Here is an 11,510-nt window from a genome sequence, read left to right as displayed (position 1 = left end):
GCTCAGAACGTCTCGATCCACAGGTCCTGGTGGCCGCTCGGCCACGCCTCGGCGAGCGGTGCCCGCGCCCACCTGGCGAACCGGGTCACCAGGTCGGCGGCGGTCGGCCGGGTGGCGGGCTGCTTGGCCAGGCAGGGCTGCAGCACCCGGGCCAGCGCGTGCGGCACCCCGGACAGCTCGGGGTGCTCGTCGGTGATACGGCGCACCATCGCCACCGGGTTGCCGGTCAGGCCGAACGGCTCGCGCCCGCTCGCGGCGTACGCCAGCACGCCGGCCAGCGAGAACACGTCGGAGGCCGGCACGGCGTCCTCGCCGAGGGCCTGCTCGGGCGAGGTGAACGCCGGCACGCTCAACCTCGCGCCGATGAGCGTGGCCGTGGCGTCCACGGCCCGGCCGACCTCGAAGTCGATCAGCCGAGGGCCGTCCGCGGCGATCAGCACGTGGGACGGCTTCAGGTCGCCGTGCAACCCGCCGAGGGCGTGCAGCTCGGCGAGCGCGGCGGCCAGCCGGGCCCCGATCACCCCGACCTGCGCCTCGGGCAACGGCCCGGTCCGCGCCACCACCTCGGCCAGCGCGGGGCCCGCGACGTACTCACTGGCAACCCACGGTGTGGCCGCCTCCGCGTCGCTGTCGAGCACGGGGGCCGCCCACGGCGTCCGGATCGCGGCGACCAGGGCGACCTCCCGGGCGAACCGGGCCCGGAACCGGGCGCTGAGGGCATGGCTCGCGTGCATCACCCGCACGGCGGCCAGGACGCCGTCGGGCGCACGGCCGAGGAACACCTCACAGTTGTCGTTCGCATGGAGCCGGCCGACCAACCGGTACCGCCCCACCTCACCCGGATCGCCGTCCCGCAACGGTTCCACGAACGCCACCTCTCCACCAGCGCGCACCAGCGCCGTATCCGACCCTGGCGCCGCGCCCGAGGTTGGGGCTGCTGGTTGACGTTCGGGGTGGACGGCCGTCATGATGCTCGTACGTCAGACGAGCATCTGTACGTCAGTCGAACTGGAGCCGACAATGTCCGTCCGCTTGTTCCTGCGCGGTGCGTTCACCACGAAGCTGTACGTGACGGTGTTGGTGGCGATCGTGCTGGGAGCCGCGCTCGGGCTGGTCGCGCCGGACGTCGGCGCCTCGCTGCAGCCGGTCGGCACCGGGTTCATCGCGCTGATCCAGATGCTGATCGCGCCGGTGGTGTTCTGCACCATCGTCACCGGCGTGGCCTCGGCCGGCCAGCTCACCAGCGTGGGCCGGGTCGGGGTGAAGGCGCTGGTCTACTTCGAGGTGGCCACCACGGTGGCGCTGATCTTCGGGCTGATCGTGATGGACGTGTTCGCCCCGGGGCGCACCGTGCACGCCAACCCCGCCGACCTCAAGCTGTCCGGGTCCGCCGCGCAGTACGTGCAGACCGGCGAGCATCAGCACTGGTACGACTTCATCGTCGACATCATCCCGAAGACGGCGGTCAGCGCGTTCACCGAGGGAAACGTGCTGCAGGTGCTGCTGATCTCGCTGGTGTTCGCGGTGGCGATCAAGCTGATGGGCGAGCGCGGCGAACCGCTGGTGCGCGGCGTGGAGCTGGTCGGCGAGGCGACGTTCGGCGTGGTGCGGATGGTCATGTACCTGGCGCCGCTCGGGGCGTTCGGCGCGATGGCGTACACCACCGGCAAGTTCGGGGTGGGCACGCTGGTCAGCCTCGGCGCGTTCGTCGCGCTGTTCTGGATCGCGGGCGTGGTGTTCGCCGTGGCGTTCTTCGGGCTGGTGGCGCGGATGTGCGGGCTGCGGTTCCTGCCCATCGCCCGGTACTTCAAGGACGAGCTGCTGATCACGCTGGGCACCGCGAACTACGAGGCGGTGATGCCGCAGCTGATGACCAAGCTGCAGCGGCTGGGCGCGCCGAAGCGGATCGTCGGGCTGGTCGTGCCGTCCGGGTACGCGTTCAACGGCGACGGGGTGTGCCTGTACCTGGGGTTCGCCTCGCTGTACATCGGGCAGGCGTTCGGCATCGAGCTGTCGCTGTGGCAGCAGCTGGGCCTGCTCGCGGTGTTCCTGATCACCTCGAAGGGCAGCGCGGGGGTGGCCGGGGCCGGGTTCGTGATCCTGGCCGCCACGCTGTCCTCCACCGGCGCGGTTCCGGTGGTCGGCATCATGCTGATCCTGGGCGTGGACCGGTTCCTGTCCACCATGCGCGGGCTGGTCAGCCTGTGCGGGCAGATGATGGGCAGCCTGGTGGTGGCCCGCTGGGAGAACCAGCTCGACGTGCCCAAGGTCAACGCGCGGCTGTCCGGTTCCGAACCGCTGGAAAACGCTCCGCTCGCGACCGAGCGCAGTTCCTGACCCACGACGAGAAGGAGGTTCGATGGTCCGGATCGAGCACGTCACCGGCGACGGTGATGTGGCGGACCGCATTCGGCTGCGACGCGGCGGCTGGCTGACCCCGCTGGACCAGATGCTGCTGCACAGCCCGCCGGTTGCCGACGGCTGGAACAGCCTGCTCGGCGCCATCCGGCGACGCTGCGAGCTGGCCGGCGACGTGCGCGAGCTGGCCATCCTGCGGGTCGCCGCGCTCAACGGCGCGGACTACGAGTGGCAGGCGCACGAGCCGGAGGGGCTCGCGGAGGGGCTCACGGCGGAGCAGATCGCCGTGCTCCGGATCCCGGCGCCGCCCGATGTGGACGCCGACGAGGTGCTCGGCGAGCGGCTGCGGCTGGCCAGGGACTACACCGACGCGATGACCAAGGACGTGCAGGTGCCCGACGAGCTGTTCGACAAGCTGCGCGAGCACTTCGACGACCGGCGGATCGTGGAGCTGACCGCCACCGTGGGCGCCTACAACCTGGTGTCCCGGTTCCTGGTCGCACTGCAGGTGGGCGTGGCGTGACCGGGCGGCTGGCCGGCAAGGTCGCGGTGGTCACCGGGGCCGGCAGCGTCGGGCCGGGCTGGGGCAACGGGCGCGCCACCGCCGTGCTGTTCGCCCGGGAGGGCGCGCGGGTGCTCGCCGTGGACCGCGACGCCGCCGCGCTGGCCGCCACCCGCGAGCTGGTTGATCGCGGCGAGGTCCGCCCGCACACCGCGGACGTCACCGACCCCGCCCAGGTGACCGCCATGATCGAAGCCGCCGTGGCCGCCTTCGGCACGGTGGACGTGCTGGTCAACAACGTCGGCGGGTCGCGGGCCGGCGGCGCCGCCGAGCTGGACGACGCCACCTGGCGCGCGCAGCTGGACGTCAACCTCACGGCGGCGTTCTACGGCTGCCGCGAGGTCATCCCGGTGATGCGCTCGGCGGGCGGCGGCGCGATCGTGAACATCGCGTCCACCTCCGGGCTGCGCTGGACCGGCTCCGCGCAGGTCGGGTACGCGGCGGCCAAGGCCGGGGTGATCCAGCTGTCCCGGGTCACCGCCGTCCAGTACGCCGAGCACCGCATCCGGGTGAACACCGTGGTGCCCGGCCAGCTGCACACCCCGATGGTCGAGGCGCGGCTGGCCGGGCAGCGCGCCGGCGGCGACGTCTCGGCCCTGCTGGCCGCCCGCCGGGCACGCATCCCGCTGCCGGTGGACGGCGACGGCCGGGACACCGCGTGCGCCGCGCTGTTCCTGGCCTCCGACGAGGCCCGGTTCGTGACGGGCACCGAGATAGTGGTGGACGGCGGCATGACCGCCCGCTGCGACTGACGTTCCTTGAGGAGGCTGATGAGCAACCCCGGACCGCACCCGAACCCGCACCGCCCGTCGCTGTCCCTGCCGCCCGGCGCGGTGGACGCGCACTGCCACATCTTCGGGCCGACCGACCGCTTCCCCTACGCCCCGGACCGCACGTTCACCCCGCCCGAGGCGCCGCTGGAGCACCTGGAGGCACTGCACGAGCTGCTCGGGCTCTCCCGGGCCGTGCTGGTCCAGTCCGCCGCGCACGGCACCGACCACGCCTCGCTGCTCGACGCCCTGCACCGGGGCGCCGGCCGCTACCGGGGCGTGGCGCTGATCCGCCCGTCCACACCGCCGTCCCAGGTCGCCGAGCTGCACGAGGCCGGCGTGCGCGGCGCCCGGCTGCACTTCACCCCGCACCTCGGCCCGGCTCCCAGCGCCGAGACGATCACGTCGATCGTGGACCTGGTCCGCCCGCACGGCTGGCACATCGCGCTGCACGTGGCCGGCGACGGCATCGCCGAGCACGAACGGATGGTGCGCGACCTCGGCGCCCCGGTGGTGATCGACCACATGGCCAGGGTGGACCTGCGCGCCGGCCTCAACTCTCCCGCCGTGACCGCGCTGCGCCGGCTGCTGGACACCGGCCGGGTGTGGGTCAAGCTCAGCGGCGCCGACCGGCTGGCGCTGCGCCCGCCCGACCTGTCCGACGCCGCCGAGCTGGCCGCGTTGCTGGCCCGCCACGCCCCCGAGCGGGTGCTCTGGGGCACCGACTTCCCGCACCCCAACATCACCGGCGCCGCGCCCGACGACGGCGACCTGGTCGACCTGCTGGCCGACATCACCCCGGACCCGCGCGCCCTGCTGGTGGACAACCCCGTGGCCTGCTACGACTTCTAATGGTCGGTGAAGCCCACCTCGGCGGAGATCGTCGAGGCCGTCTCCAGCAGCGCCGGGACGCAGCGCTCGGTGAGGTCCTCGACGGAGATCCGGGCGGCGTTGACCGACACGTTCAGCGCCGCCAGCACCGCTCCCGCCCTGGTCCGCACCGGCGCGGCGATCGAGCGCACGCCGATCTCCCGCTCGCCGTCGATCAGCGCGTAACCCCGGGCGCGCACCGCGTCCAGCTCCCCGCGCAGCCGTGCCTCGTCGGTGATCGTGTGCTCGGTCAGCGCCGTGAGCGTGACGTCCCGGAAGTAGGCGTCCAGCTCGTCCGGCGGCAACGCGGCCAGCAGCACCCGCCCCATCGAGGTCGGGTACGCCGGCAGCCGCGACCCGGTGGTCAGCGTGATCGACATGCTCCGGCTGCTCGGCACCCTGGCCACGTAGACGATGTCCGCCCCGTCCAGCACCGCCATCGAGCACGACTCGTCGAGCCGGTTGGCCAGCGTGCGCATGTGCGGCTGGGCATGGTCCCACCACGGCTGGCTGCTCAGGTACCCGTAGCCGAGCCGCAGCACGCTCGGGTTGAGCCGGAACCGCCGGTCGTCCGCGCGGGCGAACCCGAGCCTGGTCAGGGTGAGCAGCACCCGCCGCGCGGTGGCCCTGGTCAGGCCGGTCAGCTCGGCCGTCTCGCTGACGGTCAACGCCGGATACTCGGCGGAGAACGTCATCAACACCCGCAGCGCCTTCTCCACCGAGTCGATGACGTCCGGATCCTCGCGAGACACCCCCAACCCTCCGATCCCCGAGACGATCAACGACGTTACCTCAGAACGGACGACACCGATGCGTGACGGACTGCTGTACGTGCTCTCCGAACCGGGCGCCGTGCCCGGACCGGAGTTCCACGACTGGTACGACAACGAGCACGCCCCGGCGCGGATGGCGTTCGACCAGGTGCGTGCCGGCTGGCGTTACGTCGCATCGGACGGCAGGCGCCCGAGCTGGCTGGCCGTCTACACCCTGGACCTCGCCCTGCTCGACACCCCCGCCTACCGCTCGCTGCGCTCCGACCGCAGCGACCGCGAACGCGACGTCATGTCCCGCCTGGACACCCTGGACCGCCGCGTCTACGAACGGCTGCCCCACCCCGCCACCGACCCCGGCCGCGATCCGGCCGCCGGCGCCCCCCTGCTCATCGCGGTGGCCATGACCAGCACCGACGACGCCGCCCTCGACGACTGGTACGAGCGCGAGCACATCCCCGCCCTGAGCCAGGTGCCCGGCTGGCGCCACACCACCCGCTACCGCCTCGTCACCGGCGACGCCCCGACCCTGCTGGCGCTGCACGCGGTGGACGGCCCCGAAGCGTTCGACACCCCCGAGTACCGCCGCGCCACGAACACCCCCTGGCGCTCGCGCGTCATGGCCACCGTGACCCACCGCGACCGCCGCCTCTTCACCCCCCACCGCCGGCTCTGAACGTCCGCGCTGCCTCATACCGAGCCTGCCCTCGGCCGGGGCAGCTCCGGCGAACGCCTCCAGTCGACCAGTCCGTGCGGGCTGTCCAACCGCGCGACCCGCACCGGCCCGTCCGGCCGCCAACCGCTGTCACCGCGCCGCCCCGCGACCAGCTCGCACCAGAACACCCGAGGGTCGCCGAAGCCGACCACCACCTCCCGGTGGATGTCCAGCAACATCGCCTCCGCGAACGCCCGCGCCCGTTCCTCCCCCGAGAACCACACGTCGCACAGGCAGTCGACGCCACCCGCCGCGCCAGGCACGACATACCCCCACACCCGATAGACGATCGATTCACACATCACGCCGCCCCCGGCGTCACTCGCTGCCCCGGCACCCTCGGCCGCATCGGCGCCGGTCGCCGTGGCGCGGGTCGCTCGCCGACGCCGCCCCGTTGGGCGCGGCCGAGCTCGATGAGCTCCTGTGCCCGGCGGGCGATGACGACCAGGACGCACGGCCACGGCACCGGCCGGTAGCTGCCGCAGCCGGTGCACCTGCCGTCGTCCGAGACGTGCCGCTCGAAGACCCGCTCGACCCAGCCCGGCTGCTCGATGGCCCACCAGGCGGCGGTCTCAATGACGTCCACATCGCGAAGTTAACAATGAACGTTCAAAAACGATACTCATCCAAACGAGTGAATCGCTGGTCGTGCAGTTGGAACGTTCAGTATGAAGGCAGGCCTTGACGCGGAGTGAACAGGATGGAGCAACCCGTGACGACCGGAAAGCGCGCCCGCACCAGCAGCGTCAGCCAGCGCAAACAGCTCGGCGCCGCGCTGCGATCCTTCCGCAGGGACGCCGGCATCGACCGCGAGGACGCCGCCCAGGTGATCGAGGTCAGCCCGGCGACGATGACCCGGATCGAACGCGGCGAGACCAGGCTCAAGCGCCAGGACGTCCTCGCGCTGGCCGACGCCTACGACATCCCGGAGGCCGAGCGCGACGCGCTGCTGGAGATGCTGCGCGAGACCCGGATGCGCCGAGGCCAGTACCCGGCGATCTACTCGGTCAAGACCCGAAGCGCGCTGGACATGGAGACCGACGCCAGCGAGATCCTCTACGCGCTGATCGACCTGATCCCCGCGCACTTCCAGACCGAGGACTACGTGCGCGCCCTGTTCGAGGCGGACAGCCTGGCGCCCGAGCACAACGACCGGCTCATAGCCGCGCGCCTCGCCCGGCAGGCCGTGCTGACCCAAGAGCACCCGCCGATGTTCCGGGCGATCATCCACGAGAACGCGTTGCGGCTCCCGATCGGCGGGCCGACGGTCATGCACCGGCAGCTCCTCCACCTGGTCGAGCTGTCCGCCCTGCCGAACGTGGAGATCCAGGTCCAACCGAGCGACGCGGGCGCCTATCCGGGCATCGGCATCTCGTTCATGCTCCTGCGCTTCGACAACGACACCGCCGCCGACCTCGTGCAGGTCGAAGCGCACGGAGACAGCTTCTATCGCGACCGGACAGGCGCGACAGAGCCTTATAGGCTTGGTTGGGAACGCCGAAGGGTCGCGGCGCTGAGCTTGCCGGCCTCCAAGGCGCTCATACTGGACGTGGCGACCGAGATGGCGCGCCGATCGGGTCCGTAACGCACGAAGTAGGTGGTCACAGTGACGGCAAGCGATCCGAACCACCCGCACACCCACCTCCGCTGGCGCAAAGCACGCCGAAGCGGCGGCGGAGGCGGCAGCGGAGGCGGCCAAGACTGCGTCGAAATCGCCTGGCTGAACAACGAGGGCGCCCGAGCCGTCCGCGACCACAAGCTCGCCGCCGCCAGCCCGATCTTCACCATGAGCCCCCAAAACTGGCACGCCCTGCGCACCGCCGCCCTCAACGGCACCCTCGACACCCCGTGAGTGGTTAGCGTTGTCATAGCAACGCTAACCACTCACGGCCTCTGACCAGCCATTTCCGACCGTTCGCAGCACCTGGTCGGCCCGCCGCGCTAGGCTGCCGCCATGCCAGAGTCTCCCGACCTGGAAGCCCGAGTCACCGCGCTGGAGTCCGAGGTCCGCCAACTGTCGGACCGCGTACGCCACACCGAACAGGACGCGGCCGCCGCCCGTGTCCTGGCCGGCGGAGCCGACCGCGACGTCGCCGAGATCCGCACCGATGTCCGCGAGGTCCGCACCGAGGTCCGCGAGTTCCGCGACCAGAACAACCGCGTCCTCAACGCCATGCGCGAGGACCTGACCGACGTGCGTACAGACCTGACCGAACTGCAGCAGACGGTGGGCACCGGATTCCGAAGAATGGACGCCGAGTTCCAGAAAGTGGACTCCAAGTTCATCGAGTTGCGCGGGCTGCTCGACGCCAGCGCAGCTAGCCACCAGCAGATCGCCGACCTGCTGGCCAGGCTCATCGCACAGCAGGGCGAACGGCCGAACGACAAGTAGCCCGGCGGAGTCCGTCGGAAGGTCGCTGTGATGCTTGGCGAGATGCGCAAACTCCGCGAGGAGATCCGTGAGTTCCGTGAAGAGAACAACCGGCTCCTCAGCGAGATGCGCGCCGACATAGCCAGCCTGCGGCAGACGCTGGACACCGGATTCCAGAACATGGAAACGATATTCCAGAAGGTGGATGCCGGGTTCAACGAAATGCGCGTTCGGCTCGACGAATTCGCTGCCGGTCAACGACAGATCGCCGACCTGGTCGCCACGCTCGTCGCCCAGCGGAACGGGACGCCGGACGACCGGGCACGACACCCGCGTCAGTAGCGCTCGTCGAAGTCGCCGTCGCCGATGCCGCCGACGAACGCCTCCCACTCCCTGCGGGTGTAGACCTGGTACGGGCCGTCGGGGTTCGCGGCGTCCCGCAACGCCACGTAGATCTGACCGTCCGTACCCCTCACGAACGCGTACTCCACCAGCGGCTCGCTCGGGTCCGACCCGGGCGCCCTCCGCCAGTCCGCGCCGGCCAGGTCGAGCCGCTCCCGGATCGACGCCCTGTCGTCAGCAGCCATACCCGACCGTACCCGCCCTCGGCGACCTCGCGGCGGCCTAGTCCGTCCGGGTCGCCGATCCGAAACCCGAGGGAGCGGGGGCCGAAAGGGGGCGGGCCGCACGGCTGATCCACCATGTGTAGACGAGGGTGGCCAGTGTGAATGGCAGGAGCTGGACGAGCAGGGCGACAGGGCTCATCTCCATGGACGGCATCGGTGCGTCCGGGAACCTCTGGCTGTGGCCTACCACGTCGATGGCGAGCTTTTCGACCACGGACAGCCCGATCGCGGCTTCCAGGCCGCCGGTTCGGAGCACCAGCCAGCACACGGCAAGGCCCACGATCACATCGTGGGCGATCAGCGCGAGGTTGCGTGGCCACCCGTGCGCGAGCACGAGTACCGCCGTCGCGAGCGCCGCCGCAATCCACGGCCGCGCGATCCATGCGCCGAACGCCTGCAGCAGCCAGCCACGGAAATACTGGTAACCCAGGGCTTCCAGCGGGGCACCCACCAATGCGATACCGGCAGCGGCGGCCCAGGTCCCCATGCCTGGCCAACGCTCCGGCTGCCACCCGCCGAGGTCCCAGAGCCTGGCGAGGACAAGGAGCACGACAACGAGCGTCGCCCGCGCGGCGCATGCCCCGAGCCACCGCCATCGGATGCAGCCCACGACGCTGGACACGCTTCCCGGGCGGCGCCCCACCACAAGCATCGTCCCGAGGATGGCCGGGAACAAAGCCCCGTACCACCAGTGGTCGAAAATCGCTCTCCCGATCGGCGTTTCCCACGACAGCGGGTCGACGCCCAGGGCCCGGTACACGGACAGAACGATGCTCATGAGGACGGCCCAGGCCACAAGGACTACGACAAGTTCCACGGGAGGCCGCCACCAGTGGTACCGGGAGTCAACCCCGAGTCTGTGGTACGGAGTTCCCTCGGGCGCGGGCGCTTCCACTGAGACCTCCTCGATCAGCGATGTCGCAGGGTGCGTTGCATGGCCTGGAAGGCGTCGTTGATTTCCGCGCCATGCCGCCCGGCGGACCGGCAGTCGATGGCGTAGAAGACCCTTCCGTCGAATAAAATGATCATACGAATTTGCTCGTTTGCGATTGAAGCCTGATATTCGAGCCCGGGGAATCCTCCCAGTTCGATCAGCTTGCCCGGAGCAGTGAGAGGGCCGAACGCCTTCGTGGCCCTGCTGTCGAACTCCGACTGAGCCGAGGCCATGTTCTCCTTCGTGACATCGTGATCCACGTTTCCACGATGGATACTTATCACATGAAAGTCGTCAAGGGCAAGCGTAATGTCCTTGGCGCCGGACTCGGCGGGACCCTTTTCTGTTTTGGTAAACGCTTTCGGGTATTCGAAAGTGAAATTGTATCCAGCCTCATCGAAGCGGGTGTTCTCCGCTCCGCGGCGCTGCAGCGTGTGCTCCGCGGTCTGGCACGCGTTGGTGATCTCCGCGCGGTGCTGCTCGGTCGACTGACAGTCGAGGGTGTACTTGACCGCGCCGTCGAAGAATATGAGGTAGCGGCTGTGCACGTCCGCGAAGGGGACCTGGTACTCGAGGCCGGGGAACCCGCTCAGTTCGATTGGTTTTCCCGGTCCGACGTTGGAGCCGGCCAGTTCCGCCATGTTGCCGTCTTGCTCCGGCTGGATCGAGGCAATGTTTTCCTTCGTGACATCACCACTCAGGTGAGTGCGGCTAATGATCATCATATTGGAGCCATCAAGAAGAAGTGCGACGCGCTTTTGACCGGAACCGGAAGGACCTGTTTGCGCGGTTCCGTCGGCGTTGACGTCCTCCGTTGTGCTCCATGCTTTCGGGTACTCGAAGGTGAAATTGTGGCCAGGCAGATCGAAGCGGGCGGTTTCGGCACCGCGGCGCCGCAGGGTGTGTTCCACGGTCCGACATGCGTCGGCGATCTCCGTGCGGTGTTGTGTGGTGGACTGGCAGTTGAGGGTGTACTGGACAGCGCCGTCAAAGAACACGATGTAGCGACTTTGCTTGTCACCGAAGGGAATTTGATACTCGAAGCCAGGAAATCCGCCGATTTCGATCTCTTTTCCCGGATCAAAATTTCCGGTGGCGAGCTCCGTGATGACCTTGTCGAGCTCCGGACGGACCGAGGCGAGACTTTCTTTGGTGACGTCGCGGCGCAGGAGCCTACGAGTGGCCATGATCATGTTTGAGTTGTCGAGGGCGACAGCGACATTCTTGGTGTGCCGATCGCCGCCCACGGACTTTTCGATCCTGACGTCTTCCGACATGACAAATGACTTCGGGTACTCGAAGGTGAAATTGTAGCCAGGGATGTCGAACCGAGCGGTGTCCGCCCCGCTCCCGCTTCCGACCCTGAAGCTGCACGCGGTGAGCGCCACGGACAACACCACGACCGGCACGATCGCACGTACCACCGAAACCTTGCCTGGCGTCAGGCTCACCACCAGAGCCACAGACCCGGCCACCAACAGGCAGACGAGGATCCCAAGAATCATCGTGACCTCCCCTCCAGACCAACCAGCGT

At 69.6% G+C, this 11,510-nt stretch carries 16 protein-coding genes; 9 read left to right on the top strand and 7 right to left on the bottom strand.

Annotated features, from left to right (window positions below; genetic code table 11):
- Positions 1 to 2 precede the first annotated feature (2 nt).
- Positions 3 to 866, bottom strand: coding sequence for a serine/threonine-protein kinase (locus N912_RS51325; RefSeq protein ID WP_169747869.1), 864 nt, complete (start codon positions 864 to 866; stop codon positions 3 to 5).
- Between the two features lie 154 nt (positions 867 to 1,020).
- Here N912_RS51325 and N912_RS0111985 point away from each other — a divergent pair, with 154 nt between their 5' ends.
- Genes N912_RS0111985 through N912_RS0111970 form a run of 4 tightly spaced genes read left to right on the top strand, consistent with a single transcriptional unit; the run spans position 1,021 to position 4,542 of the window.
- Positions 1,021 to 2,337, top strand: a complete 1,317-nt coding sequence (locus N912_RS0111985; protein WP_028922616.1) for a cation:dicarboxylate symporter family transporter — start codon at positions 1,021 to 1,023, stop codon at positions 2,335 to 2,337.
- 22 nt (positions 2,338 to 2,359) lie between these two features.
- Positions 2,360 to 2,881 (top strand): carboxymuconolactone decarboxylase family protein, encoded by a 522-nt coding sequence (locus N912_RS0111980; protein WP_028922615.1) that lies wholly within the window; start codon positions 2,360 to 2,362, stop codon positions 2,879 to 2,881.
- Positions 2,878 to 3,672, top strand: a complete 795-nt coding sequence (locus N912_RS0111975) for an SDR family NAD(P)-dependent oxidoreductase (protein WP_028922614.1) — start codon at positions 2,878 to 2,880, stop codon at positions 3,670 to 3,672. The genes N912_RS0111980 and N912_RS0111975 overlap by 4 nt, the downstream gene beginning before the upstream one ends.
- An 18-nt stretch (positions 3,673 to 3,690) precedes the next feature.
- Positions 3,691 to 4,542, top strand: coding sequence for an amidohydrolase family protein (locus N912_RS0111970; RefSeq protein ID WP_028922613.1), 852 nt, complete (start codon positions 3,691 to 3,693; stop codon positions 4,540 to 4,542).
- Here N912_RS0111970 and N912_RS0111965 read toward each other — a convergent pair.
- Complete coding sequence (locus N912_RS0111965) at positions 4,539 to 5,312, bottom strand: IclR family transcriptional regulator domain-containing protein (protein ID WP_028922612.1); 774 nt, start codon at positions 5,310 to 5,312, stop codon at positions 4,539 to 4,541. The genes N912_RS0111970 and N912_RS0111965 overlap by 4 nt on opposite strands.
- 58 nt (positions 5,313 to 5,370) lie before the next feature.
- On the opposite strand from N912_RS0111965, the gene N912_RS60210 reads away from it, so the two are divergent.
- A complete protein-coding gene (locus tag N912_RS60210; protein WP_028922611.1) occupies positions 5,371 to 6,006 on the top strand; it encodes a hypothetical protein in 636 nt (211 codons plus the stop codon).
- 14 nt (positions 6,007 to 6,020) lie between these two features.
- Here the strand turns inward: N912_RS60210 and N912_RS0111955 are convergent, their stop codons facing one another.
- Entirely contained in the window at positions 6,021 to 6,347 is a 327-nt protein-coding gene (locus N912_RS0111955) for a hypothetical protein (protein WP_156993456.1), read from the bottom strand.
- Positions 6,347 to 6,631, bottom strand: a complete 285-nt coding sequence (locus N912_RS0111950) for a hypothetical protein (RefSeq protein ID WP_028922609.1) — start codon at positions 6,629 to 6,631, stop codon at positions 6,347 to 6,349. The genes N912_RS0111955 and N912_RS0111950 overlap by 1 nt, the downstream gene beginning before the upstream one ends.
- A 126-nt stretch (positions 6,632 to 6,757) precedes the next feature.
- Here N912_RS0111950 and N912_RS0111945 point away from each other — a divergent pair, with 126 nt between their 5' ends.
- The 4 genes from N912_RS0111945 to N912_RS0111930 all read left to right on the top strand — a co-directional run bounded on the left by N912_RS0111945 (position 6,758) and on the right by N912_RS0111930 (position 8,758).
- Positions 6,758 to 7,630: a helix-turn-helix domain-containing protein gene (locus N912_RS0111945; protein ID WP_169747868.1), complete on the top strand. Its 873-nt coding sequence runs from the start codon at positions 6,758 to 6,760 to the stop codon at positions 7,628 to 7,630.
- 21 nt (positions 7,631 to 7,651) lie between these two features.
- Entirely contained in the window at positions 7,652 to 7,897 is a 246-nt protein-coding gene (locus tag N912_RS0111940; RefSeq protein WP_028922607.1) for a DUF397 domain-containing protein, read from the top strand.
- Between the two features lie 102 nt (positions 7,898 to 7,999).
- A complete protein-coding gene (locus N912_RS0111935) occupies positions 8,000 to 8,437 on the top strand; it encodes a hypothetical protein (RefSeq protein ID WP_028922606.1) in 438 nt (145 codons plus the stop codon).
- Between the two features lie 30 nt (positions 8,438 to 8,467).
- On the top strand, positions 8,468 to 8,758 hold the full coding sequence (locus N912_RS0111930; protein ID WP_156993453.1) for a hypothetical protein: 291 nt from the start codon (positions 8,468 to 8,470) through the stop codon (positions 8,756 to 8,758).
- Here N912_RS0111930 and N912_RS0111925 read toward each other — a convergent pair.
- From N912_RS0111925 to N912_RS0111915, 3 genes are all read right to left on the bottom strand, one after another.
- Positions 8,752 to 9,003 carry a DUF397 domain-containing protein gene (locus N912_RS0111925; protein ID WP_028922604.1) on the bottom strand — a complete coding sequence of 84 codons (252 nt, stop codon included), beginning with the start codon at positions 9,001 to 9,003 and terminating at the stop codon, positions 8,752 to 8,754. The two genes, N912_RS0111930 and N912_RS0111925, sit on opposite strands and share 7 nt — an antisense overlap.
- Before the next feature lie 37 nt (positions 9,004 to 9,040).
- The gene (locus N912_RS60205) at positions 9,041 to 9,820 is read right to left on the bottom strand and encodes a CPBP family glutamic-type intramembrane protease (protein ID WP_156993450.1); all 780 of its coding nucleotides are present in this window, start codon (positions 9,818 to 9,820) and stop codon (positions 9,041 to 9,043) included.
- 131 nt (positions 9,821 to 9,951) lie between these two features.
- Positions 9,952 to 11,481: a hypothetical protein gene (locus N912_RS0111915; protein ID WP_028922603.1), complete on the bottom strand. Its 1,530-nt coding sequence runs from the start codon at positions 11,479 to 11,481 to the stop codon at positions 9,952 to 9,954.
- Between the last annotated feature and the right edge of the window lie 29 nt (positions 11,482 to 11,510).

Source organism: Actinospineispora acaciae DSM 45401, assembly GCF_000620785.1.
Taxonomy (GTDB): Bacteria; Actinomycetota; Actinomycetes; order Mycobacteriales; family Pseudonocardiaceae; genus Pseudonocardia; species Pseudonocardia acaciae.
This window is presented reverse-complemented; position numbering and strand designations above follow the sequence as displayed.

Bases quoted from the DNA above. Each gene is read 5' to 3' on its own strand.
- N912_RS0111985 (WP_028922616.1), top strand. From the start codon at position 1,021: ATGTCCGTCCGCTTGTTCCTGCGCGGTGCGTTCACCACGAAGCTGTAC.
- N912_RS0111980 (WP_028922615.1), top strand. From the start codon at position 2,360: ATGGTCCGGATCGAGCACGTCACCGGCGACGGTGATGTGGCGGACCGC.
- N912_RS0111970 (WP_028922613.1), top strand. From the start codon at position 3,691: ATGAGCAACCCCGGACCGCACCCGAACCCGCACCGCCCGTCGCTGTCC.
- N912_RS60210 (WP_028922611.1), top strand. From the start codon at position 5,371: ATGCGTGACGGACTGCTGTACGTGCTCTCCGAACCGGGCGCCGTGCCC.
- N912_RS0111955 (WP_156993456.1), bottom strand. From the start codon at position 6,347: ATGTGTGAATCGATCGTCTATCGGGTGTGGGGGTATGTCGTGCCTGGC.
- N912_RS0111935 (WP_028922606.1), top strand. From the start codon at position 8,000: ATGCCAGAGTCTCCCGACCTGGAAGCCCGAGTCACCGCGCTGGAGTCC.
- N912_RS0111930 (WP_156993453.1), top strand. From the start codon at position 8,468: ATGCTTGGCGAGATGCGCAAACTCCGCGAGGAGATCCGTGAGTTCCGT.
- N912_RS0111925 (WP_028922604.1), bottom strand. From the start codon at position 9,003: ATGGCTGCTGACGACAGGGCGTCGATCCGGGAGCGGCTCGACCTGGCC.
- N912_RS60205 (WP_156993450.1), bottom strand. From the start codon at position 9,820: ATGAGCATCGTTCTGTCCGTGTACCGGGCCCTGGGCGTCGACCCGCTG.
- N912_RS0111915 (WP_028922603.1), bottom strand. From the start codon at position 11,481: ATGATTCTTGGGATCCTCGTCTGCCTGTTGGTGGCCGGGTCTGTGGCT.